The following is a 23,027-nucleotide window of genomic DNA, read 5'->3' on the forward strand; positions in this document are numbered from 1 at the left end:
CATGACCCCGTGACCAACGCCGTGACCGGCACCCCGGCATCCGGTGACCCGGTGACCGGCCGGGCATCGTCCGCGCCCGCCCGGGGACTGGACCCCATCGCGGATGCCGTGCGCGCCATGGCCGCCGGGCGTCCGGTGCTGGTGGTCGACAACGAGGACCGCGAAAACGAAGGCGACATCATCTTCGCCGCCCAGCACGCCACGCCCGCGCTGATGGGCTGGACCATCCGGTACAGCTCGGGCGTGATCTGCGTGCCGTTGACCGGGGACCGCGCGGACGCACTGGCACTGCCTCCCATGACGGCTGTCAACGAGGACGCGAAGGGCACTGCCTACACCGTCTCCTGCGACGCGGCCGTCGGCGTCAGTACGGGAATCTCCGCAACGGACCGGGCCCTGACCGCGCGCATCCTGGCGGACCCGCAGGCCGGTCCGGCATCCGTGACCCGGCCGGGGCATATTTTCCCGCTCCGTGCAGTTGACGGAGGTGTGCGGGAACGCCAGGGCCACACCGAGGCCGCTGTGGACCTGTGCCGCCTGGCAGGCCTTGCACCCGTCGGGGTGATCGCGGAAGTGGTGTACGACGACGGCGAAATGATGCGCCTGGACGGGCTCCGTTCGTTCGCAGCTGAACATGGGTGCCCCCTGATCTCCATCGAGGACCTGGTGGCGTATCTTGAAGCCGGGACCGGGGGAGCACCGGACGAGGATGCCCGGGCGGTCCCGGGTGAAGAAAAGGAGAAACGATGACGGCAGCGGCAGCCAGCGACGACAGCCAGCACAATGGTCACCGGAAGCCCCACGCGGTGTCCGGTGAAGCGCCCCATCCCGTCAGCGGAGGGCCCGTGGTGCAACTGCCCACCGCCTTTGGCGACTTCGTGGCGCAGGCGTGGACAGACCTCGTGACAGGCGTGGAGCATCTGGCCGTCAGTTCCCCCAATGCTCCCACCGACGGAAAAGCTCCCCTTGTCCGGCTGCATTCCGAGTGCCTCACCGGGGATGTTTTTGGTTCCTACCGTTGCGACTGCGGGGAACAGCTCGCCTTCGCGCTGGAGCTGATCCGGGACAACGGCGGAACCCTGCTCTACCTCCGCGGCCAGGAAGGCCGCGGGATTGGCCTGGCCAACAAGATCAAGGCCTACGCGCTGCAGGAAGCGGGCTTTGACACCGTCGAAGCCAACGAGCAGCTGGGCCTTCCCGTTGATGCCCGCTGCTACAAGGCCGCGGCCCAGATCCTCGCGGAAATGGGCCTGCATGAAGTCCGGCTGCTGAGCAACAACCCGGACAAGCAGAACAGGCTGGCCAAGGCCGGGGTGACGGTCGTGGAAATGGTTCCCACAGAGGTCCCCTCCCGCGAACAGAACATCCGGTACCTGCGCACCAAGAAGGACCGCATGGAACACCGGCTGGTGCTGGACACCCAGGTGGCTCCCGTGCCTGTGACGGCCCCCGAAACCCCTTACGACCACGAACAAGACTGACGTCTTCACGAACGAACGGAACACAACAAACCCATGAGCGGACACGGCGCCCCCGACATTGACCTCAGCACCCTCAACCCGGCTGAAACCTCGCAGCTGAAGCTGGCCATCATTGCAGCCAGCTGGCACACGCAGATCATGGATGGCCTCCTGGACGGTGCACTCCGCGCCGCCAAGGATGCCGGGATCGCCGAGCCCACGGTGCTCCGGGTTCCGGGCAGCTTCGAACTTCCCGTGGCCGCCGCGCGGCTGGCACCGCACTTTGACGCCGTGGTGGCCCTCGGCGTCGTGATCCGCGGCGGCACGCCGCACTTCGACTACGTCTGCCAGGCTGCGACGTCGGGCCTCACCGACGTCAGCGTCTCCACCGGCGTGCCGGTGGGCTTCGGCGTGCTCACCTGCGACACCGAACAGCAGGGCCTGGACCGCGCCGGCCTGCCCGGCTCCAAGGAAGACAAGGGCCACGAGGCCGTCACCGCGGCACTGGCCACCGCCGTCGTCCTCAAGCAGTACCGCAGCTAAGCGGCACTCCGCTGCACGGGCGCGGTGTGTATTCCCTCACATCGCGCCCGTCATGCAACCGCCCGGGAAGCGCCCCCACGGCCGCAGCAAGTAGGCTGGAGGGCGTGAAGAATTTCGAGACGCTGTTCGCTGAGCTCAGCGAGAAGGCAGCCACCCGCCCGGAAGGCTCCCGCACCGTCGCTGAATTGGAGTCCGGTGTTCACGGCATCGGCAAAAAAGTCGTTGAGGAAGCAGCCGAAGTATGGATGGCTGCCGAATATGAATCCGATGAAGCTGCGGCCGAGGAAATCTCCCAGCTGTTGTACCACCTGCAGGTTCTGATGCTCGCAAAAGGCCTGACCCTGGAAGACGTCTACAAGCATCTGTAGCCACCGGCCGGCGCTTTGCCGCCGGCCTCCTGTGGCCTGCATTGCCTGAAGACCCAGACCTTCCACCCAGAAAGAATTTCCCATGCTGCGAGTAGCCGTCCCCAACAAGGGCTCCCTGTCCGAAGCCGCCTCCGCCATGCTCTCCGAAGCCGGATACCGCCAGCGGCGCGACAGCCGCGAGCTGGTCATGGTTGATCCCGACAACGACATTGAGTTCTTCTTCCTCCGCCCCCGCGACATCGCGGTATACGTGGGCCGGGGAACGCTCGACGTCGGCATCACCGGCCGCGACCTGCTGCTGGACGCCGAGGTGGAAGCCGAAGAACTGCTTCCGCTGGGCTTCGCCGCCTCCACGTTCCGCTTTGCCGGCCCGGTGGGCGATTTCAGTTCCGCCGCCGAACTCGAGGGCAAGCGCCTTGCCACCAGCTACGACGGACTGCTGCGCAACTACCTGGCAGAACGCGGCATCAATGCCAAGGTGGTCCGGCTCGACGGCGCCGTTGAATCCTCCGTGCGGCTCGGCGTTGCGGACGCCATCGCCGACGTCGTGGAAACCGGCAACACCCTCAAGGCCGCCGGCATGGAAATCTTCGGCGAACCCATCCTCAAATCCGAAGCCGTCCTGATCCGTCGCACCGGCGCCGGCGGAGCCGCCAACGGCACGGCCAAGGAGATCGAGGTCCTCATCCGCCGCCTCCAGGGCGTCCTGGTGGCGCGCCAGTACGTCCTGATGGACTACGACATCCGCAAGGAACTCGTGGAGAAGGCCGCCAGCCTGACTCCCGGCCTCGAATCGCCCACCGTCTCCCCGCTGCGGGACTCCGACTGGGTAGCCGTCCGGTCCATGGTGCCCAAAAAGGAAACCAACCGGATCATGGATGAACTCTACGACCTGGGCGCCCGCGCCATCCTGGTCAGCAGCATCCACGCCTGCCGCATCTGATCACCGGCTTCCCCAGCACCACCGAATACCAGGAGTTCCCATGGCAGTAGCAGTACGGGTCATTCCCTGCCTTGATGTCGACGCCGGGCGCGTCGTCAAGGGCGTCAACTTCGAGGGCCTCCGCGATGCCGGCGACCCCGTGGAACTCGCCCACCGCTACGACAACGCAGGCGCCGACGAACTGACCTTCCTCGACGTCACCGCGTCGTCCGGCAACCGGGAAACCACGTTCGACGTCGTCCGGCGCACCGCCGAGGAAGTCTTCATCCCGCTCACCGTTGGCGGCGGCGTCCGCGGCGTGGCCGAGGTGGACAAGCTCCTGCGCTACGGCGCGGACAAAGCCTCCATCAACACCGCGGCCGTGGCGCGCCCGGACGTCATCGACGAGATCACCCGGCACTTCGGTTCCCAGGTGCTGGTCCTGTCCGTCGACGCCCGCCGGACGCGCCCCGGATCCCAGCCCACGCCGTCGGGCTTCGAGGTGACCACCCACGGCGGCCGCACCGGCACCGGGATCGACGCCATCGAATGGGCCCGGGAAGCAGCCGACCGCGGCGTCGGGGAGATCCTGCTGAACTCCATCGATGCCGACGGCACCAAGGACGGCTTCGACCTCGAACTCATCAAGCTGGTCCGGGCCGCCGTCAGGGTCCCCATCATCGCCTCCGGCGGTGCCGGGGAGCCGGCGCACTTCCCGCCCGCCGTCGCGGCCGGCGCGGACGCCGTCCTGGCTGCGTCAATCTTCCACTGGGGCCCGGACAACATGATGTCCCAGGTCAAGGAAGCGATCCGGGCAGCGGGTTTCGAGGTCCGCTGACCTGTCTGCCCACCCAACTAAGTAGCGCTACGTGCCGTTATGAGCCCTCATAACGGCACTTGGCGCTACTTAGTTGGGAAGTCAGAGCCCTACTTCGGCTGACTGCAGGAGGGCGACGGCGTCCGGCTGGCCTTCGAACGTGACCAGGGCATGGCGGGTGCGGCCGTGGGCGTGCATCAGCAGCTCGCCCGGCTCGCCGACGATGGCCACCGAAACAGGCGCACGCTTGGCTACGTGCCGCGGCCCGGACGGGCGGACCAGGACAATGCCCAGGTCCACGCCGCGGTAAAGGATGGCGGCGCGCTTAACCAGTTCGTCCCAGAGCGCGTCCGAGTAAGCCTCGTCCAGTGCCCGGGGGGCCCACCGGTCCACGGCGCGCCGGACGTCCTCCGTGTGCACGAAGTACTCGATCAGGTTGGCGCTTTCGTCCAGCGCCCGGATGCTCATCGGGGAGAGGGCCGGCGGCCCGGCGCGGAAGGTGTTCACCAGCCGGGCGTAGTCCTCGTTGGTGGTGAGCTTGGCGGCCAGCTTTGCGGTGGCCTGGTCCGAGGCCTTGGCCAGGCGCTTGATGATCAAACCGAGCCCGACGGCGGCCTTCCGCTCGCGCAGGTAAAGGTGCGCGGCAAGGTCCCTGGTACGCCAGCCCTTGCACAGCGTGGGCGCATCAGGGCCGGCCGCAAGCAGGGTTTCGGCCAGGACTTCTCGGGACGGTTCGACGAAATGCATCACTTGTGAAACTAGCACGAGTGGTGTGGAGATGGGCAGCACTGCGGTGGCCGGTGGCGTGCCGTTGTTCACAACAGGAGACCGGCCCGGGGAAGGCACTAGACTTGACCCGATGTCTGAGCAGCCAACCCCCGTCCAAACCGCAGGATCCGCCGTGTCCGCGCCCGTGCAGTCCGTGCCGGCGCCGTCCGTTGAATCCGTCCCGCCGGCAAGCCCGCTTCCCGAGGAGGTGGCCGCCGCGCTCAAGCGCGACGGTGCAGGCCTGCTGGCCGCTGTGGTGCAGCAGTACGACACGAACGAAGTGCTCATGCTTGGCTGGATGGACGACGAAGCCCTCCACCGCACCATGACCACCGGCCGCGTGACGTTCTACTCCCGCTCCCGCCAGGAGTACTGGCGCAAGGGGGACACCTCGGGGCACGTCCAGTGGGTCAAATCCGTGGCCATGGACTGCGACGGCGACGCACTGCTGGTGCGCGTCGACCAGGTGGGCGCTGCCTGCCACACCGGCACCCGGACCTGCTTCGACGGCAGGGACCTCGACGTTGTGGCCGGCCAGGCAGGGTAGGCGGCAGCCGCAGCCCGGCCGGCGTTTCCACCCGGCGGCGGCCATCCCAGCAAAGCACAACCAAGGTGCCGGCAACGCCGGCCCTTTTTGAAGAACAGGCGGACAAGCACAGCCATGCAGGACCTCGGAACCATCAGCCCAAGCCTTGAGGAGTTCCGGGAACTCGCCGGCCACAGCCGCGTCATTCCCGTCCGGCTCAAGGTCCTCGCCGACGCCGAAACCCCCATCGGCCTGTACCGGAAGCTGGCCCAGGGGCAGCCCGGCACCTTCCTCATGGAATCGGCTGCCGTGGGCGGAGCCTGGTCACGCTACTCCTTCATCGGTGCCAGGTCCCGCGCCACGCTCACCACCAAGGACGGCCAGGCGCACTGGCTGGGCGAGCCGCCCGCCGGGGTGCCGGTCAGCGGCAGTCCGGTGGACGCCATCCGCGACACCATCGACGCCCTGCGCACGGACCGCTTCGAGGGACTGCCGCCGTTCACCTCCGGCCTGGTGGGCTTCCTCGGCTGGGAAACCGTCCGGCACTGGGAGCGTCTGGTCAGTCCGCCGGAGGACGATCTGCACCTGCCCGAGATGGCCCTGAACCTGGTCACGGACATGGCGGTGCACGACAACGTGGATGGCACGGTCCTGCTGATCGCCAACGCCATCAACTTCGACAACAGCTCCGAGCGCGTCGATGAGGCCTGGCACGACGCCGTGGCCCGGGTCAAGGAACTCCTGGCCAGGATCAGCGCCCCCGTGGTGCAGCCTGTGTCCGTGCTGGCACCCGCTGCCCTGGACTTCGCCTCGAGCGTCCAGGAACGCTGGGATGAAGCCGAATACCTGGCGGCCCTGGACCGAGGCAAGGAAGCCATTGTCGACGGCGAAGTCTTCCAGGTGGTGATCTCGCGCCGCTTCGAAATGGAGTGCAAGGCATCCGCCCTGGACGTCTACCGCGTGCTCCGGAACACCAACCCCAGCCCGTACATGTACATCTTCAGCCTCGAAGACGCCGAGGGCCGCGAATACTCCATCGTCGGGTCCTCCCCGGAAGCGCTGGTGACGGTCACGGGCGAGGAAGTCATCACCCACCCCATCGCCGGCTCCCGCCCCCGCGGCAAGACGGTCGAAGCGGACAAGGCCCTGGCCGAGGAACTGCTGGCGGACCAGAAGGAACGCGCCGAGCACCTGATGCTGGTGGACCTGTCCCGCAACGACCTCTCCAAGGTCTGCGTTGCCGGCACGGTGGATGTCACCCAGTTCATGGAGGTGGAGCGCTTCAGCCACATCATGCACCTGGTATCCACCGTGGTGGGCAAGCTCGCCCCGCAGGCCAAGGCTTACGACGTCCTGAAGGCCACGTTCCCGGCCGGCACGCTCTCCGGAGCCCCCAAGCCCAGGGCGCTGCGCCTCCTCGATGAACTGGAACCGCACCGCCGCGGCATCTACGGCGGCGTGGTGGGCTACCTCGACTTCGCCGGGGACATGGACATGGCCATCGCCATCAGGTCCGCGCTGCTCCGGGAAGGGCGCGCCTACGTCCAGGCCGGCGGCGGGATCGTGGCGGACTCGGTGAACCCCACCGAGGCCATGGAAACCGTCAACAAGGCTGCCGCCCCGCTGCGCGCAGTCCACACCGCCGGATCGCTGCACAACATTTCGGCGGAATCCCTGCCCGGCGGGACGGATTCCTGATGCCGGAGTCCGGAGTAACTGCGGGCAAGGCCGGCAAGGCAGGCAAGGCGCGGAAGAACCGCAGCACGCCGGTGTGGGCACGCAAGTCGACGCTGGTGATGCTGATCGCCCTCCTCGCGCTGGCCGCCTTCGGCACCACCACCCAGACCTGGATGACTGCCACCCTGGACCCCAACCAGGTGGGCCAGGCTGCCGCCACCCAAAGTGCCATCCAGGTGCAGGGCAGCAAGGCCGCCACCACCGTCACGGCCCTGGCCCTGGTGGCCCTTGCCGGGGGACTGGCAGCGGCGATCGCTGGCCGGATCGCACGGTGGATCATCACCGCCATCATCGTCCTGGCCTCAGCCGGCGTGGTCACCGCCGCGGCAACGGTCCTGGCGGACCCCCTCTCGGCCGCGCAGGGAACCATTGCAGGCGCCACCGGGATCTCCGGCAGCCAGGCGCACGTGGAGCTCACTCCCTTTCCGGTCCTCGCCGTCGTCGCCGGCTGCCTCCTGGCGCTGGCAGCCCTCCTGATCCTGCCGGCGTCCCGTTACTGGAAGACGCGCACCAAATATGACGCGCCCGGCGCCGCGGGAACCGCTGCAGCGGCAGGGCCGGTGGACGAGATTGACAGCTGGGACCGGCTTTCCCGCGGCGAGGACCCAACGTAAGGCCTGCGGCCACCACCGCCGGCGCGGGCGTCGGGCCCAGCGGTACGCGGTCGGCGGCCAAAAAATGGCAGAATGTAAGCAGTATCCACCCTGAGGAGATTTTCCATGAGCAAAGCACCTGCGTCCGTTTCCAAGTCCGGCACCCGCCAGGTCGCCCCGGGCGCCATTGACCACAGCCAGGAACTGGGCCACGGCAACAGCCCGGCAGCATGGACCTGCGTCATCGTCATGCTCGTCGGCGCCCTCATCGCAGCCATCGCCTTCGTCATCGCCAGCACCCCCATCTTCATTGGCGGCGCCGTCGTCATGGTGATCGGCCTGATCCTCGGTTACGTCATGCGCAAGGCAGGCTACGGCGTCGAAGGCAGCAAGCTGAAGAACTCCGGCCACTGATGGCGACTGTTCTCGACGACATCAACGCCGGTGTCAGGGAGGATATGGAGGCCAGGAAGCGGCTCGTTTCCCTGGCTGAGCTGAAGGACCTGGCCCAGGCAGCGGCACCCGCCCGCGATGCCTGGGCGGCCCTCGGCGGAACCTCCCCAACCCGGGAACAGCTGAAAGTCATCGCCGAAATCAAGCGCCGGAGCCCCTCCAAGGGCGATCTCGCCAGCATCGGGGATCCGGCGTCGCTCGCCCGGCAGTACGCCGACGGCGGTGCCTCCGTCATCAGCGTCCTCACCGAACAGCGCCGCTTCAACGGGTCCCTGGCCGACCTCGACGCCGTGCGCGCCGCCGTCGACATCCCGCTGCTGCGCAAGGACTTCACGCTCGACGAGTACCAGATCTGGGAGGCCCGTGCCCACGGTGCCGACCTCATCCTGCTCATCGTGGCCGCGCTTTCCGACGCCCAGCTCACGGAGTTCAGCGCCCTCAGCCGCGAGCTCGGCATGAACGTGCTGGTGGAGACGCACACGGAGGAAGAAATCGAGCGGGCCGTCGCGGCCAACGCCCGGATCATCGGCGTCAATGTGCGCAACCTGAAAACGCTCGACGTCGACCGTTCCGTTTTTGCCTCCCTGGCAGGAATGATCCCCGCCGAGGCCGTCGTGGTTGCCGAATCAGGCGTCCGCGACGCGGACGACGTCACGCATTACGCCGCCAGCGGCGCCAACGCCATACTGGTGGGCGAGGCCCTGGTAAGCCACGCCACGCCGCGGGAACGCATCGCCGAGTTCACTGCCGCCGGCGCCGCCGCCATCGCTGCCCGCAGCTAAGGCACGCACCATCGAGCCTCCTGCGGGGCAGCAGCACGCTGGCCCGCGGGACAGGCACCCGTTCCGGCCCGGTACCGGAACTGCACACTTTTTGACCACCAACTTCGAACAGGACAGGACTGATGGCTGAAGCACCCTCAGGAAACGCTGACAACACCACCGCGGAAGCATTCCTGCAGGGGGGATCCCTCCGCCACGCCCCGGGGCCGTACTTCGGCAACTACGGCGGCCGATGGATGCCCGAGTCCCTCATCGCCGCCCTGGACGAACTTGAAGAGACCTTCAACAAGGCCAAGGACGACCCCGGGTTCCGGGCCCAGATCGCGGACCTGAACAAGAACTACTCCGGCCGCCCGTCCCTGCTCACGGAAGCCAAGCGGTTCTCCCAGCACGCCGGGGGAGTGCGGGTGTTCCTCAAGCGCGAGGACCTCAACCACACGGGCTCGCACAAGATCAACAACGTCCTGGGCCAGGCCCTGCTCGCCAAGCGCATGGGCAAGACCCGCATCATCGCCGAGACCGGCGCCGGCCAGCACGGCGTGGCCAGTGCCACCGCCGCCGCCCTCATGGGCCTGGAGTGCGTGGTGTACATGGGTGCCGAGGACTGCCGCCGCCAGGCGCTGAACGTTGCCCGCATGGAGCTGCTGGGGGCCAAGGTCATTCCCGTGACCAGCGGGTCCCAGACCCTCAAGGACGCCATCAACGATGCCCTCCGGGACTGGGTAGCCAACGTTTCCACCACCCACTACCTGCTGGGCACCGCCGCCGGAGCCCACCCGTTCCCCGCCATGGTCCGCTACTTCCACGAGGTCATCGGCGAGGAAGCCCGCGCCCAGATCCTCGAGCAGGAGGGCAGGCTCCCGGACGCTGTCTGCGCCTGCATTGGCGGCGGCTCCAACGCCATCGGCATCTTCCACGGGTTCCTGGATGATCCCAGCGTGAAGATCTACGGGTTCGAGGCCGGCGGCGAAGGCGTGGAGACCGGCCGGCACGCCGCCACCATTACCCTGGGCAAGCCCGGGGTGCTCCATGGTGCACGCTCCTACCTGATGCAGGACGACGACGGGCAGACCATCGAGTCGCACTCGATCTCCGCCGGACTGGACTACCCCGGGGTCGGCCCGGAGCACTCCTACTTGGCCGATATCGGGCGGGTCAGCTACGAGCCCATCACCGACGGCGAAGCGATGGACGCCTTCCGGCTCCTGTGCCGCACCGAGGGCATCATCCCCGCCATCGAGTCCTCGCATGCGCTGGCCGGAGCCATCAAGGTGGGCCAGCGGCTTGCCGCCGAGGACGCCGCTTCCGCCGGCGAAAAGATCATCATCGTCAACCTGTCCGGACGCGGTGACAAGGACGTGGCCACCGCCGCCGAATGGTTTGACCTGTTGGACAAAAATTCCGCCGAATCGGAAATCGGCAAAGAGGGGGAGCAGCTGTGAGCAGCGCAGACATGGCCAACCAGGCTGAGACGGCCAGTAAGTCGGCAGCAGCGATCGACAGGGCCCGTTCCCAGGGGCGCTCGGCGCTCATCGGCTACCTTCCCGCCGGCTACCCCAGCGTGGAGGAAACCATCGCCGCAGGCATCGCCCTGGCGGAGAACGGAGCCGACCTGATCGAAATCGGCATCCCCTACTCGGATCCGGTCATGGACGGACAGGTCATCCAGGCCGCCACCACCGAGGCCCTGGCCAAGGGCTTCCACGTCAGCCAGGTGTTCGACGTCGTCGCCGGCATCACCAGCAGGACCGATGCTGCCGTCCTGGTCATGACCTACTGGAACCCCGTGGTCCGCATGGGCGTGGATGAGTTCTCGCGCCGGCTCGCCGAAGCCGGCGGCGCAGGGCTCATCACCCCGGACCTCATTCCGGACGAAGCCGCCGAATGGATGGCAGCCTCTGACAAGTACGGCCTGGACCGGGTGTTCCTGGTGGCACCGTCCTCCACGCCGGAGCGCATGCAGCGCACCGTGGACGCGAGCCGCGGGTTCGTCTACGCCGTATCCATCATGGGGGTGACGGGCGCACGGACATCCGTCAGCACGGCCGCCAAGGATGTTGTGGCGGCAGCGCACGGTGCAGGAGCCGAACGCGTCTGCGTGGGGCTTGGCGTCTCCGCCGCTGACCAGGTCCGCGAAATCGCAGCCTACGCGGAAGGCGTCATCGTGGGCACGGCCCTGGTGGCCGCCCTCCGCGACGGGGGAGTGGACGCCGTCGGCGCCCTCACCAAGGACCTCGCCACCGGGCTGACCCGGGAATCCGGCCTCACGCAGGAAACCGGGGCGTAGCCAATGCAGCCGCTCCTTCAGGCAACCGCCCTGGCACCCACGTTGGTGTCCGCCAGCATCCCCAGCCCGGACTGGTCCGGCTTCGACATCCCCCTCCCGTGGGGCAGCCTGCGGATCCACGCCTACGCGCTGTGCATCCTGGCTGGCATCGTCGTAGGCCTGTGGCTGACGTCCGTCCGCTGGGCCAAGCGTGGTGCCCCTGAAGGCAGCGTCTGGGACATCGTCATCTGGGCCATCCCCTTTGGCATCATCGGCGGCCGGCTTTACCACGTGGTCTCATCCCCGGACGCCTACTTCGGCCCCGGCTTCGACGGCACCGGAGACCTCTCCCTGATCCCGCAGATCCAGCGGGGTGGCCTGGGAATCTGGGGCGCCGTCGTGCTCGGTGCGGTGGGTGCCTGGATCGGGTGCCGCCGCAGCGGCGTCAAGCTGAGCGCCTTCGTCGATGCCGCAGCGCCGGGACTGCTCCTGGCACAGGCCATTGGCCGGTGGGGCAACTACTTCAACCAGGAACTATTCGGCGGCCCCACCACCCTGCCGTGGGGCCTGCAGATTGACGCGAACAACCCCAACTTTCCGGCCGGCATGCCCGCCGACACCCTCTTCCACCCCACGTTCCTCTACGAGTCGCTGTGGAACCTGGCCGGCGTCCTGATCCTGCTCGCCCTGGACCGGCGCTTCAACTTCCGCCGGAGCAGGCTCTTCTGGCTGTACGCCATGTACTACACGCTGGGCCGCGTCTGGATTGAAGCCATGCGCATCGACGATGCTGAGCAGATCAGCATCTTCGGCATCACCACCAGGCTCAATGTGTGGACCAGCATCTTCGTGTTCCTGGCAGCCCTGGCCGCCTTCATCCTGCTCGGCCTCAAGGGCCGGCCGGACCCGGACACCGTGTACCTCGCCGGCCGTGAACCGGACAAGGCCGTGACAACGGGACCACATGCCGGGACAGTCACAGAGGTCCGTGATCCGGACACTGTTGTCTCAGATAGTGATTCGCGTGGTAATCTCCCTGATAACCACAGCGGTTCCAGGCATGCTTCCGACCCCACGGAAGAAGCCGCGGCGGCACCGGCCGGCCCAAAGCCCGGAGCGGATGCGACGGCTGCCGGACACTCCGGCAGCACAGCCACGGAACCCGCACCGGAGGCCGGCACCGGCAAGTAGGGCGCCGGCCAGGCAGGGCAGTAGAGCCACCGCTCGAAGAGCCCGAAACCACAACGTCGTGGCATGGGGCACCGTCCGTACAGCGTGAAGCTGCTGTCCGGTGTTGCCCCGGGCAGGGGCCTGCGTAACCGTTAGTTCAGCAGGCTGCGCTGACCTACAATTTCCAGTAATCAACACTTTGTTGTGCCCTTGCAACGGCGCCGACGAGTGGGGCCAACGGTGTCCCTTCCATACGCACGATCAGGAGGAAGGACGTCTCCCATGACCCAAACTCTTAACACTCCCAGCTGGTCCGAACCGGATCAGCCCGGGGCTGCACTGTCGCCGTTCAAGCGCTTCGCCGCCATGCCGGAGGCCGCCGGGCTGTACAACCCGGAACAGGAAAAGGACGCGTGCGGCCTCGCCATCATCGCCACCCTTCGCGGCGAACCCGGGTACGACATCGTCGATGCCGCCCTCACCGCGCTGCGCAACCTTGAGCACCGCGGTGCCGTGGGCGCCGACGAGGGAACCGGCGACGGCGCGGGCCTGCTCATGCAGATCCCCGACGAGTTCTTCCGGGCCGTCACCGAATTCGAGCTGCCGGCACCCGGCCAGTACGTTGCCGGTACCGCCTTCCTTCCGGCCGAGCAGCGGGAGGCCGACGCCGCCAAGGCAGGCATCGAAGGCCTGGCCGCGGATGAGGGCCTGAAGGTCCTCGGCTGGCGTGAGGTGCCGGTTGTCGCCGACCTCGTGGGCGCCATGGCCCGTGCCTGCATGCCTTACTTCTCCCAGCCGTTCCTGGCATCCGCCAACGGTGAGGAACTGGACCGCAAGGAACTGGACTCCCGCGCCTGGCGCATCCGCAAGCGCGCCCAGAACAAGTTCGGCGTGTACTTCCCGTCGCTGTCCTCGCGCACCATCGTCTACAAGGGCATGCTCACCACCGCCCAGCTGGAGCCGTTCTACCCGGACCTGTCGGACAAGCGCTTCAAGACCAAGCTCGCGATCGTCCACTCACGCTTCTCCACCAACACCTTCCCGTCCTGGCCGCTCGCGCAGCCGTTCCGGACCATCGCCCACAACGGTGAAATCAACACCGTCAAGGGCAACCGGAACTGGATGCGCGCCCGGCAGTCCCAGCTTGCCAACCCGCTGCTGGGTGACTCGCCGGAAGAGCTGTACCCCATCTGCACCCCCGGCGCCTCCGACTCCGCCTCCTTTGACGAGGTAGCGGAACTGCTGTGGCTGTCCGGCCGCCCCATCACGCACTCGATCATGATGATGATCCCTGAGGCCTGGGAAAACCACGCCACCATGGATTCGGCCCGCCGCGCCTTCTACGAGTACCACTCGCTGCTGATGGAACCCTGGGACGGCCCCGCCGCTGTTTCCTTCACCGACGGCAACCTGGTGGGCGCCACCCTGGACCGCAACGGACTGCGTCCCGGCCGCTTCTGGATCACTGAGGACGGTCTGATCGTCTTCGCCTCCGAGGTGGGCGTGATCGACGTCGAACCCTCCAAGGTGGTCAAGAAGGGCCGTGTGTCCCCGGGCAAGATGTTCCTGGTGGACACCGAGGCCGGCCGCATCATTGACGACGAAGAGGTCAAGGCTGAAGTGGCCGCGGCCAACCCGTGGGCCGAGTGGGTCAAGGACAACCTGATCGACCTCAACGACCTGCCCGAGCGCGAGCACGTGGTGCACACCGCCGCGTCCGTCAACATCCGCCAGCGCACCTTCGGCTACACCACCGAGGAACTGAAGATCCTGCTGGGCCCCATGGCCCGCACCGGCGCCGAGCCCCTGGGTGCCATGGGTTCCGATACCCCGGTGGCCGTGCTGTCGAAGCGCCCGCGCCTGCTCTTCGACTACTTCGTGCAGTCCTTCGCGCAGGTCACCAACCCGCCGCTGGATGCCATCCGTGAAGAACTGGTCACGTCGCTGACCTGCGCCATCGGACCCAACGGCAACCTCCTGGACACCAAGCAGGTCCGCCAGCCGCAGGTCCAGCTGCCCTTCCCGGTGATCAACAACGACCAGCTCGCCAAGATCGCCAACATCGAGGACGCCGACGGCAACCGCGTGGCCATGAAGGTCCGCGGCCTGTACCGCCCCGAAGGCGGCGAGAACGCGCTCCGTGCCCGGCTCACCGAAATCTGCGAGCAGGTCTCCGGTGCGATCAACCGCGGTGTCCAGTACATCGTGCTCTCCGACCGTGACTCCAACGCCCAGTGGGCGCCCATCCCGTCGCTGCTGCTGGTCAGCGCCGTGCACCACCACCTGCTGCGCAGCGCCAACCGCACCAAGACCGCCCTGGTGGTCGAGGCCGGTGACGTCCGCGAGACGCACCACGTGGCCGTCCTGATCGGCTACGGCGCCTCCGCCGTCAACCCGTACCTGGCCATGGAATCCGTGGAGCAGCTCATCGCGGCCGGTGACGTCACCGGGGTGACCCCGCAGGACGGCGTCTACAACCTCATCAAGGGCCTGGGCAAGGGCGTCCTGAAGATCATGTCCAAGATGGGCATCTCCACGGTGGCCTCCTACACCGGCGCCCAGACCTTCGAGGCGCTGGGCCTGGGCCAGGAACTGGTGGACGAATTCTTCGCCGGCACGCACTCCCAGCTGGGCGGCGTGGGCCTGGACGTCATCGCAGCCGAGGTCTCCGCCCGCCACCAGATGGCCTACCCGGAAGGCGGCATCGAACAGCCGCACCGCCCGCTCCTGGGCGGCGGCGAGTACCAGTGGCGCCGCGACGGCGAGCCGCACCTGTTCAACCCGGAGACCGTCTTCCGGCTGCAGCACGCCACGCGTGAGCGCCGCTACGACATCTTCAAGGCGTACACCAGGGGAGTGGACGACCAGTCCACCAACCTCATGACCCTCCGCGGCCTGCTCAAGTTCAAGAATGAGCGCCCGTCCGTTCCCCTTGAGGAAGTGGAGCCCGTCTCCAGCATCGTCAAGCGGTTCTCCACCGGCGCGATGAGCTACGGCTCCATCTCCCAGGAGGCCCACGAGACGCTGGCCATCGCCATGAACCAGCTGGGCGGCAAGTCCAACACCGGTGAGGGCGGCGAGGATGTGGACCGCCTGCTCGACCCGAAGCGGCGCTCTGCCGTCAAGCAGATCGCGTCCGGCCGTTTCGGCGTGACCAGCCTCTACCTGACCAACGCCGACGACATCCAGATCAAGATGGCGCAGGGTGCCAAGCCCGGCGAAGGCGGCCAGCTGATGGCGCAGAAGGTCTACCCGTGGGTTGCCCGCACGCGGCACTCAACCCCCGGCGTCGGCCTGATCTCCCCGCCCCCGCACCACGACATCTACTCGATCGAGGACCTGGCGCAGCTCATCTACGATGCCAAGCGCGCCAACCCCTCGGCCCGTGTCCACGTAAAGCTCGTCTCCGAAGTGGGGATCGGCACCGTGGCGTCCGGCGTGACCAAGGCGAAGGCCGACGTCGTCCTTGTTTCCGGACACGACGGCGGCACCGGCGCCTCGCCGCTGAACTCGCTCAAGCACGCCGGTGTTCCCTGGGAACTTGGCCTGGCCGAGACCCAGCAGACGCTCATGCTCAACGGCCTGCGCGACCGCGTGGTGGTGCAGGTGGACGGCCAGCTCAAGACCGGCCGCGACGTCGTCATCGCCGCCCTGCTGGGCGGCGAGGAGTTCGGTTTCGCCACCGCGCCGCTCGTGGTGGAAGGCTGCATCATGATGCGCGTCTGCCACCTGGACACCTGCCCCGTGGGCGTCGCCACCCAGAACCCCGAGCTGCGCGCCCGCTTCAGCGGCAAGCCGGAATTCGTGGTCAACTTCTTCGAGTTCCTCGCCGAGGAAGTCCGCGAAATCCTCGCTGAGCTTGGTTTCCGGAGCCTCGAGGAGGCCATCGGCCATGCCGAGGTCCTGGACACCCGCGACGCGGTGGACCACTGGAAGGCCGACGGCCTGGACCTGGACCCGATCCTGCACGGCCTGGAGTTCGACGACGACGCGCCGCTGCGGAACATGACCGGCCAGAACCACGAGCTGGACAAGCACTTTGACCAGCGCCTGATCACCATGGCCACCGAGGCCCTGACCGACCGCAGCCCGGTGAAGATCACCGTGGACGTCATCAACACCGACCGTTCGGTGGGCACCATGCTGGGACACGTGGTCACCAAGACCTTCGGTACCGATGTCCTGGCCACGGACACCATCGACGTCACGCTGAACGGCACCGCGGGCCAGTCCCTGGGCGCTTTCCTGCCCGCGGGCATCACGCTGCGGCTGTACGGCGACTCGAACGACTACGTGGGCAAGGGCCTGTCCGGCGGCCGGATCATCGTCCGTCCGGACCGTACCAACGTGTTCAAGGCGGAGACCAACGTCATTGCCGGCAACGTGATCGGCTACGGCGCCACCAGCGGTGAGATGTTCCTGCGCGGCCAGGTGGGCGAACGCTTCCTGGTGCGCAACTCCGGTGCCACCGCCGTCGTCGAAGGCATTGGCGACCATGGCTGCGAGTACATGACCGGCGGCCAGACGCTGATCATCGGGCGCACCGGCCGCAACTTCGGCGCGGGCATGTCCGGCGGTACCGCCTACGTCCTGGACCTGCGGACCACCCGCGTCAACAAGCAGGCGCTGGAGTCCGGCGAACTGCAGCTGCGCGAGCTGGACTCCGAGGACCGCGACATCGTCCACGGCCTGTTGGTCAAGCACGTGGAAGAAACTGACTCCCAGCTGGCGGCACGCCTCCTCGAGAACTTCGATGACACCGCCGCCCGCATCACCAAGGTGCTGCCGCGCGACTACGCGGCCGTGCTGCAAACCCGTCTCGACGCCATCGAAGAGGGCCTTGACCCCGACGGCGAAGAAGTATGGTCTCGAATCCTGGAGGTTACCGGTGGCTGATCCACGCGGATTTCTGAAAGTACGCCAGCGTGAAACCCAGCCACGCCGCCCCGTTCCTGTCCGCATCATGGACTGGAAAGAGGTCTACGAGGCGCAGGAAAAGGGCACGCTGAAAGCCCAGGCCGGACGCTGCATGGACTGTGGTGTTCCGTTCTGCCACCAGGGCTGCCCGCTGGGCAACCTCATCCCCGAGTGGAACGACCTCATGTGGCGGGACAAGGGCGATGAGGCAATCGAGCGCCTGCACGCCACGAACAACTTCCCCGAGTTCACCGGCCGGCTCTGCCCGGCGCCCTGCGAGGCGTCCTGCGTGCTGGGGATCAACCAGCCCGCCGTGACCATCAAGCAGGTGGAAGTGTCGATCATCGACGAGGCCTGGGACAACGGGTGGGTCAACCCGCTGCCGCCGGCCCGCCTCACCGGCAAGACTGTTGCGGTGGTCGGCTCCGGTCCCGCCGGCCTGGCCGTCGCCCAGCAGCTCACCCGGGTGGGCCACACCGTTGCCGTCTACGAGCGGGACGACAAGATCGGCGGCCTCCTGCGGTACGGCATCCCCGACTTCAAGATGGAAAAAGAGCAGGTGGACCGCCGCGTCGAGCAGATGAAGGCGGAAGGCACCCGGTTCCGGACCGGCGTGTCCGTGGGCACCGACGTCACCTGGGAGCAGCTGCGCAGGCGCTACGACGCCGTCGTGGTGTGCACGGGTGCCACCGTTCCGCGTGACCTGCCCATCCCGGGCCGCGACCTGGACGGCGTCCACTTCGCCATGGACTACCTGGTGCCCGCCAACCGCGCGGTGGCCGGGGAAACCATCGAGAACCAGATCAACGCCCACGGCAAGCACGTGGTGATCCTGGGCGGCGGCGATACCGGAGCCGACTGCCTGGGCACCGCGCACCGGCACGGCGCCGCCTCCGTCACCACCCTGGCCATCGGCAAGCAGCCGCCGGCCGAGCGGGCCAGCCACCAGCCGTGGCCGACGTTCCCCACCCTCTTCGAGATGGCCAGCGCACACGAGGAAGGCGGCGAACGCACCTACCTCGCCTCCACCGTCGAGTTCGTGGGCGAAAACGGCAAGCTCACCGGGGTCAAGGTGGCCGAGACCGAGTTCGTGGACGGCAAGCGGCTCCCCAAGGCCGGCACCGAGCGGATCATCCCCGCCGACCTGGTGTTCCTGTCCCTCGGCTTCACCGGCGCCGAACCTGCCGGCATCACCGAACAGGTGCACGCCGAATTCGACGGCCGCGGCAACGTGGCACGCGACGGCTACTACATGACCAACACCGAGGGTGTCTTCGTTGCCGGTGACGCCGGCCGCGGGCAGTCCCTGATCGTGTGGGCCATCGCCGAAGGCCGCGCCGCCGCCGCCGCGGTGGACAAGTACCTGATGGGAAGCACCATCCTTCCTGCACCCGTCGCGCCAACGGACCGCGCCATCGCTGTCCTCTGACCACTGTCCCGGGGGATGCATCGAGGGTTCACCTCGCAGACAACTTAACCAATGCAAGAGACCAATAGGGTAGGTATATGAGACGCGCAAAAATTGTGGCTACGTTCGGCCCGGCAATTGCCAGCTACGAAAACACCCTCGCGGTGCTGGAGGCCGGCGTTGACGTCGCCCGCATGAACATGAGCCACGGTGACTACACCGTGCATGACAACACCTACGAGAACGTCCGCAAGGCCGCGTCCGACCTGAGCAAGGCAGTGGCCATCATGGCCGACCTGCAGGGTCCCAAGATCCGCCTGGGCCGCTTCGTTGACGGCCCGCACGCCCTCGCTGTTGGCGACATCTTCACCATCACCACTGAGGATGTTCCCGGCACCAAGGACATTTGCTCCACCACGCTGAAGAGCCTCACCGAGGACGTCAACGTGGGCGACGCCCTGCTGATCGACGACGGCAAGGTGGCGCTGCGCGCCATCGAGGTCGACGACGTCAAGGTGGTCGCCGAGGTAACCGTCGGCGGCATGGTGTCCAACAACAAGGGCATCAACCTCCCCGGCGTGGCAGTCAACGTCCCCGCACTGAGCGAAAAAGACGAGGATGACCTCCGCTGGGCCATCCGCCGCGGTGTCGACCTGGTGGCGCTCTCGTTCGTCCGGGATGCCTCGGACATCACCCGCGTGCACGAGATCATGGACGAGGAAGGCCGCCGCGTGCCCGTCATCGCCAAGATCGAAAAGCCGCAGGCCGTGGAGCAGCTGCCCGAGATCATCGACGCGTTCGACGCCATCATGGTGGCCCGTGGCGACCTCGGCGTGGAACTGCCGCTGGAGGAAGTGCCGATCGTCCAGAAGCGCGCCGTGGAACTGGCACGCCGCTGGGCCAAGCCGGTCATCGTGGCCACCCAGGTCCTGGAATCCATGATCGACAACCCGCGCCCCACCCGTGCAGAGGCGTCCGACTGCGCCAACGCCGTGCTGGACGGTGCTGACGCCGTCATGCTGTCCGGTGAGACCAGCGTGGGCAAGTACCCGATCGAGACGGTCAAGACCATGGCCCGGATCATCGAGTCCACCGAAGTGCATGGCCTGGAGCGCGTTCCCCCGCTGGGGACCAAGCCCAAGACCCGTGGTGGCGCCATCACGCGTGCCGCCGTCGAAATCGCCGACCAGCTGGACGCGAAGTACATCTGTACCTTCACCCAGTCCGGCGACTCCGCCCGGCGCCTCTCCCGCCTGCGGCCCATCAAGGCCGTGTTTGCCTTCACCCCGGTGGAGCACGTGTGGAACCAGCTCGCACTGACCTGGGGCATCCAGCCGGTGCTGGTCCCCATGGTGGGCCACACCGATGAGATGACGTCCCAGGTTGACCGCAGCCTGCTGGAAATGGACCTGGTGGACGACGGCGACCTGGTGGTCATTGCCGCCGGTTCACCTCCCGGAAAAGCCGGCTCCACGAACATGCTGAAGGTCCACAAGGTGGGCGACCTCGCCGATGCCGGCAGCCAGGGCGGCGAGCCCGGCAGCAACCGTGAAAAGCTCGGCCCCTGGCCGGAAAAGAAGAAGAAGAACCAGGCCGCCCAGGCCTAGGCTTCACCGAAAAGGACCCCTGCCGGTTGGCAGGGGTCCTTTTTCGTTGTGGTGGTTGGCTGGTTCGGTGACCTGCCTGTGCGAGGCTGGCCCGCCGTCGTGCGTTTCCGCGGGCCAGCCGAAGCGCTAGTTGACCTGGTTGATGATGGTTTCGGCGACCTCACGCATGCTGAGGCGGCGGTCCATGGAGGTCTTCTGGATCCAGCGGAAGGCTTCCGGTTCCGTCAGGCCCATCTTGGTGGTCAGCAGGCTTTTGGCGCGCTCGACGAGCTTGCGGGTGGCGAACTGCTCCTGGAGGTCCGACACTTCACTTTCGAGGGCCTTGATTTCCTCGTGGCGGGAGAGTGCAATCTCCAGGGCCGGGATGAGGTCAGCAGGCGTGAACGGCTTGACCACATAGGCCATGGCGCCGGCGTCGCGGGCACGCTCCACCAGTTCCTTCTGGCTGAAGGCGGTCAGCAGCACCACGGGGGCGATGCGGGCCTTGACGATCTTCTCGGCCGCGGAAATGCCGTCCATGACGGGCATCTTCACGTCCATCAGGACCAGGTCCGGCTTCAGTTCCTCGGCGAGCTGGACGGCCTTCTCGCCGTTGTCCGCCTCACCCACAACGTCGTAGCCTTCACCGCGCAGGATCTCGATGATGTCGAGGCGGATGAGGGTTTCATCCTCTGCCACAATGACGCGGCGCGCCGGCTGGGACGTGGGCTTGGACTCCGTCTGTTCAGTCACGGGATCTCCTTGAAAAGGTACGGCGGGACATCACTATCTTAGGTGCCACCGCGGCTGTACTTGGCTTGCAGGGGTTCGTTTGCGGCGACGGCGGCGCGATTCTGGAATTCAGCCTATCTGCATGTAGAGTAATTCCGCGTACGTGAAGCGATCGCGTTGCTCACAGTCAGCTGTGGGCGTACTTCGGCTCCACGTAATCCGCGCCCGAGTGGCGGAATTGGCAGACGCGCCGCACTCAAAATGCGGTATCGAAAGGTGTGTGGGTTCGAGTCCCACCTCGGGCACAGTGTTTCCGCAGGTCAGGGGTTTGTTTCTCCTTAGGGTGTTGACAAATCTGCCGAAAGTGTTGACAGCGGCGTACCGTTTTTTGTGTGGCCAGCATTCGAAAACGCACCAAAAAGGACGGTTCATCGTCCTACATGGTGCTGTGGCGGGACCCGAAGAGTCGTGAACAGCAGGGCCTCACAGTCGCTAGCCTCGTCGAGGCTGAAACCCTAAAGAGGTTGCTGGACGCCAACGGGCAGTCCTTCGAAATTGCCCAACACGCCATCCTGACGAATGAAAAACGCCCTCCGACTGTGGCTGAAGTCATCCAGGAACACATTGACCTGCTGGTCCGCCCATCGAGCGGAACGGTCAAGACGTACCAGACCATGCTGGAGCTCCACATCCGGCCAGTCATCGGGCACGTTCCTGTGGACAAGCTCGACTATCGCGTCATCGCGCACTGGGTGAAGTCGATGATGGCCAAGGGTAAGGCACCCAAGACGATCCACAACATCCACGGCTTGATCTCGGCTTCGATGAACACTGCCGAGATGCTCGGCTACATCAGCCGTAATGCCTGCCGGGGCGTGCAGCTGCCGAACATTGAGAAGGCTGAAGACGAGGCTATGTTCCTGACCCATGCCGAGTACAGGCTCATCATGGAGGGGATGGGGGAGCGGTACAAGGCCTTCACAGACTTCCTGGTCATGACCGGCACCCGCTTTGGCGAAGCCACCGCATTGACCGTGGCGGACGTGGACCTGCTATCAAAGCCGCCCACTGCGCGTATAAACAAGGCCTGGAAGCGGGATGGGCAGAACAAATTCTACGTTGGACCGACCAAGACCGGAGCTGGCAAGAGGACCATCGGGCTGAACCCTGCGCTTGTGGAGCTGCTGATTCCGCTGGTGGCCAGCAGGCCAGGAAAGGACCTGGTGTTCACGACGCCCACGGGCGGCCGGATCGTCCACAAGCTCTACTGGGCGGACTACTGGGTCCCCGCGGTTCGCACGGCGCAGGCTATCGGCCTGACCAAAAGCCCACGGATCCACGACCTCCGCCACACCCACGCGTCCTGGCTGATTCAGGACGGCGTCCCCCTGTTCACCATCTCGCGCCGGCTGGGACATGCCTCCACGAAGACGACCGAGCAGGTTTACGGACACCTGATGCCTGAGGCATTGCAGGTGGGTGCCGATGCCACTGAGCGCTCAGTCACTGCTTTCCAGAGGTGACCGGCCTCAGGTCATGTCGGAGGGTCTTCCTGCTGGCATGAACATGGAAACAGGTCCGCATTCTGTTGGAGGTTTCCGTGGATATCGAGTTTTTTGAACCTGCCGAAGCTGCCGCTCTCATGCGCTGCACCGAGTCATGGCTTCGGGACGGCGCAACCAGCGGACGCTTCCCGCACGCGTGTTGGGGCAAAGGAAAGATCATCTTCACCTCCGAACATATTCTCGAAATTGCCAAGCTCAGTGAGATACTCCCCGGCAGCATCGGGTTGCCTTCTGGCAGTCTGCCAGTGACAAAGGAACGGTTGATCGGTACCCGCTCCAAAGTCAGGCTGGCTACGGCCAACTGAGAATGCGTGGTTGTTTCCTGCCCAGGAGGTGCACAGTGCGCCAGTGCGGATGCTCCCGAATGGTGACTGGCCCCTCCTGTGTGGCAGGCACCACGGAGTTGGTTACCCG

At 66.6% G+C, this 23,027-nt stretch carries 21 protein-coding genes and 1 tRNA gene; 20 read left to right on the top strand and 2 right to left on the bottom strand.

All coding sequences use genetic code 11. The features are described from left to right. The first annotated feature begins 51 nt into the window (after positions 1–51). The 6 genes from ribB (at position 52) to hisF (ending at position 4,131) form a co-directional block, all read left to right on the top strand. Positions 52–750 (top strand): 3,4-dihydroxy-2-butanone-4-phosphate synthase, encoded by a 699-nt coding sequence (gene ribB / locus LDO22_RS00970; RefSeq protein WP_224027130.1) that lies wholly within the window; start codon positions 52–54, stop codon positions 748–750. Further along, a complete protein-coding gene (gene ribA, locus LDO22_RS00975; RefSeq protein WP_224025737.1) occupies positions 747–1,481 on the top strand; it encodes a GTP cyclohydrolase II in 735 nt (244 codons plus the stop codon). The genes ribB and ribA overlap by 4 nt, the downstream gene beginning before the upstream one ends. 33 nt (positions 1,482–1,514) lie before the next feature. Next, positions 1,515–2,003 (top strand): 6,7-dimethyl-8-ribityllumazine synthase, encoded by a 489-nt coding sequence (gene ribH, locus LDO22_RS00980; protein WP_224025738.1) that lies wholly within the window; start codon positions 1,515–1,517, stop codon positions 2,001–2,003. Positions 2,004–2,107: 104 nt separating this feature from the next. Further along, positions 2,108–2,371 (top strand): phosphoribosyl-ATP diphosphatase, encoded by a 264-nt coding sequence (locus tag LDO22_RS00985; protein ID WP_009358176.1) that lies wholly within the window; start codon positions 2,108–2,110, stop codon positions 2,369–2,371. Positions 2,372–2,453: 82 nt separating this feature from the next. After that, positions 2,454–3,314 (top strand): ATP phosphoribosyltransferase, encoded by an 861-nt coding sequence (gene hisG / locus LDO22_RS00990; RefSeq protein ID WP_159632138.1) that lies wholly within the window; start codon positions 2,454–2,456, stop codon positions 3,312–3,314. 40 nt (positions 3,315–3,354) lie between these two features. Continuing rightward, positions 3,355–4,131, top strand: a complete 777-nt coding sequence (gene hisF / locus LDO22_RS00995; protein WP_159632137.1) for an imidazole glycerol phosphate synthase subunit HisF — start codon at positions 3,355–3,357, stop codon at positions 4,129–4,131. Positions 4,132–4,212: 81 nt separating this feature from the next. Here the strand turns inward: hisF and LDO22_RS01000 are convergent, their stop codons facing one another. Beyond that, entirely contained in the window at positions 4,213–4,857 is a 645-nt protein-coding gene (locus LDO22_RS01000; RefSeq protein ID WP_224025739.1) for a TIGR03085 family metal-binding protein, read from the bottom strand. 112 nt (positions 4,858–4,969) lie between these two features. On the opposite strand from LDO22_RS01000, the gene hisI reads away from it, so the two are divergent. From hisI to pyk, 11 genes are all read left to right on the top strand, one after another. Beyond that, entirely contained in the window at positions 4,970–5,425 is a 456-nt protein-coding gene (gene hisI / locus LDO22_RS01005) for a phosphoribosyl-AMP cyclohydrolase (protein WP_224025740.1), read from the top strand. A gap of 114 nt (positions 5,426–5,539) precedes the next feature. Next, positions 5,540–7,102 carry an anthranilate synthase component I gene (locus tag LDO22_RS01010; protein ID WP_224025741.1) on the top strand — a complete coding sequence of 521 codons (1,563 nt, stop codon included), beginning with the start codon at positions 5,540–5,542 and terminating at the stop codon, positions 7,100–7,102. Next, complete coding sequence (locus tag LDO22_RS01015) at positions 7,102–7,755, top strand: Trp biosynthesis-associated membrane protein (RefSeq protein WP_224025742.1); 654 nt, start codon at positions 7,102–7,104, stop codon at positions 7,753–7,755. Before LDO22_RS01010 ends, LDO22_RS01015 begins: the two co-directional genes overlap by 1 nt. 105 nt (positions 7,756–7,860) lie before the next feature. After that, a complete protein-coding gene (locus tag LDO22_RS01020; RefSeq protein ID WP_141160741.1) occupies positions 7,861–8,148 on the top strand; it encodes an HGxxPAAW family protein in 288 nt (95 codons plus the stop codon). Continuing rightward, positions 8,148–8,969 (top strand): indole-3-glycerol phosphate synthase TrpC, encoded by an 822-nt coding sequence (gene trpC, locus LDO22_RS01025; protein ID WP_159632132.1) that lies wholly within the window; start codon positions 8,148–8,150, stop codon positions 8,967–8,969. Before LDO22_RS01020 ends, trpC begins: the two co-directional genes overlap by 1 nt. A gap of 122 nt (positions 8,970–9,091) precedes the next feature. After that, complete coding sequence (trpB, locus tag LDO22_RS01030) at positions 9,092–10,411, top strand: tryptophan synthase subunit beta (protein WP_224025743.1); 1,320 nt, start codon at positions 9,092–9,094, stop codon at positions 10,409–10,411. A gap of 11 nt (positions 10,412–10,422) precedes the next feature. After that, positions 10,423–11,256, top strand: coding sequence for a tryptophan synthase subunit alpha (gene trpA, locus LDO22_RS01035; RefSeq protein WP_224027131.1), 834 nt, complete (start codon positions 10,423–10,425; stop codon positions 11,254–11,256). Between the two features lie 3 nt (positions 11,257–11,259). After that, on the top strand, positions 11,260–12,426 hold the full coding sequence (gene lgt / locus LDO22_RS01040) for a prolipoprotein diacylglyceryl transferase (RefSeq protein WP_224025744.1): 1,167 nt from the start codon (positions 11,260–11,262) through the stop codon (positions 12,424–12,426). Positions 12,427–12,687: 261 nt separating this feature from the next. After that, positions 12,688–17,301 (top strand): glutamate synthase large subunit, encoded by a 4,614-nt coding sequence (gene gltB, locus LDO22_RS01045; protein WP_224025745.1) that lies wholly within the window; start codon positions 12,688–12,690, stop codon positions 17,299–17,301. After that, positions 17,294–18,751 (top strand): glutamate synthase subunit beta, encoded by a 1,458-nt coding sequence (locus LDO22_RS01050; RefSeq protein ID WP_159632128.1) that lies wholly within the window; start codon positions 17,294–17,296, stop codon positions 18,749–18,751. Before gltB ends, LDO22_RS01050 begins: the two co-directional genes overlap by 8 nt. A gap of 77 nt (positions 18,752–18,828) precedes the next feature. Beyond that, on the top strand, positions 18,829–20,337 hold the full coding sequence (gene pyk / locus LDO22_RS01055; protein WP_224025746.1) for a pyruvate kinase: 1,509 nt from the start codon (positions 18,829–18,831) through the stop codon (positions 20,335–20,337). Positions 20,338–20,463: 126 nt separating this feature from the next. On the opposite strand, the gene LDO22_RS01060 is transcribed toward pyk, so the two are convergent. Next, on the bottom strand, positions 20,464–21,069 hold the full coding sequence (locus tag LDO22_RS01060; protein WP_009358190.1) for a response regulator: 606 nt from the start codon (positions 21,067–21,069) through the stop codon (positions 20,464–20,466). 202 nt (positions 21,070–21,271) lie between these two features. Between LDO22_RS01060 and LDO22_RS01065 the strand changes: the two genes are divergently transcribed. From LDO22_RS01065 to LDO22_RS01075, 3 genes are all read left to right on the top strand, one after another. After that, positions 21,272–21,353, top strand: a tRNA-Leu gene (locus LDO22_RS01065). Positions 21,354–21,440: 87 nt separating this feature from the next. After that, positions 21,441–22,571, top strand: a complete 1,131-nt coding sequence (locus tag LDO22_RS01070) for a site-specific integrase (RefSeq protein ID WP_224025747.1) — start codon at positions 21,441–21,443, stop codon at positions 22,569–22,571. A gap of 77 nt (positions 22,572–22,648) precedes the next feature. Next, positions 22,649–22,918, top strand: coding sequence for a hypothetical protein (locus LDO22_RS01075; RefSeq protein WP_224025748.1), 270 nt, complete (start codon positions 22,649–22,651; stop codon positions 22,916–22,918). Positions 22,919–23,027 lie beyond the last annotated feature (109 nt).

Source organism: Arthrobacter sp. NicSoilC5 (genome assembly GCF_019977395.1).
In the GTDB taxonomy this organism is placed as follows: domain Bacteria; phylum Actinomycetota; class Actinomycetes; order Actinomycetales; family Micrococcaceae; genus Arthrobacter.

Excerpts from the sequence above, each read along its gene's own strand:
- pyk (WP_224025746.1), top strand. The coding sequence starts at position 18,829 with ATGAGACGCGCAAAAATTGTGGCTACGTTCGGCCCGGCAATTGCCAGC.
- gltB (WP_224025745.1), top strand. The coding sequence starts at position 12,688 with ATGACCCAAACTCTTAACACTCCCAGCTGGTCCGAACCGGATCAGCCC.
- trpC (WP_159632132.1), top strand. The coding sequence starts at position 8,148 with ATGGCGACTGTTCTCGACGACATCAACGCCGGTGTCAGGGAGGATATG.
- hisI (WP_224025740.1), top strand. The coding sequence starts at position 4,970 with ATGTCTGAGCAGCCAACCCCCGTCCAAACCGCAGGATCCGCCGTGTCC.
- ribH (WP_224025738.1), top strand. The coding sequence starts at position 1,515 with ATGAGCGGACACGGCGCCCCCGACATTGACCTCAGCACCCTCAACCCG.
- LDO22_RS01020 (WP_141160741.1), top strand. The coding sequence starts at position 7,861 with ATGAGCAAAGCACCTGCGTCCGTTTCCAAGTCCGGCACCCGCCAGGTC.
- lgt (WP_224025744.1), top strand. The coding sequence starts at position 11,260 with ATGCAGCCGCTCCTTCAGGCAACCGCCCTGGCACCCACGTTGGTGTCC.
- hisG (WP_159632138.1), top strand. The coding sequence starts at position 2,454 with ATGCTGCGAGTAGCCGTCCCCAACAAGGGCTCCCTGTCCGAAGCCGCC.
- trpB (WP_224025743.1), top strand. The coding sequence starts at position 9,092 with ATGGCTGAAGCACCCTCAGGAAACGCTGACAACACCACCGCGGAAGCA.
- ribA (WP_224025737.1), top strand. The coding sequence starts at position 747 with ATGACGGCAGCGGCAGCCAGCGACGACAGCCAGCACAATGGTCACCGG.
- LDO22_RS01010 (WP_224025741.1), top strand. The coding sequence starts at position 5,540 with ATGCAGGACCTCGGAACCATCAGCCCAAGCCTTGAGGAGTTCCGGGAA.
- hisF (WP_159632137.1), top strand. The coding sequence starts at position 3,355 with ATGGCAGTAGCAGTACGGGTCATTCCCTGCCTTGATGTCGACGCCGGG.
- trpA (WP_224027131.1), top strand. The coding sequence starts at position 10,423 with ATGGCCAACCAGGCTGAGACGGCCAGTAAGTCGGCAGCAGCGATCGAC.
- LDO22_RS01015 (WP_224025742.1), top strand. The coding sequence starts at position 7,102 with ATGCCGGAGTCCGGAGTAACTGCGGGCAAGGCCGGCAAGGCAGGCAAG.
- LDO22_RS01000 (WP_224025739.1), bottom strand. The coding sequence starts at position 4,857 with ATGCATTTCGTCGAACCGTCCCGAGAAGTCCTGGCCGAAACCCTGCTT.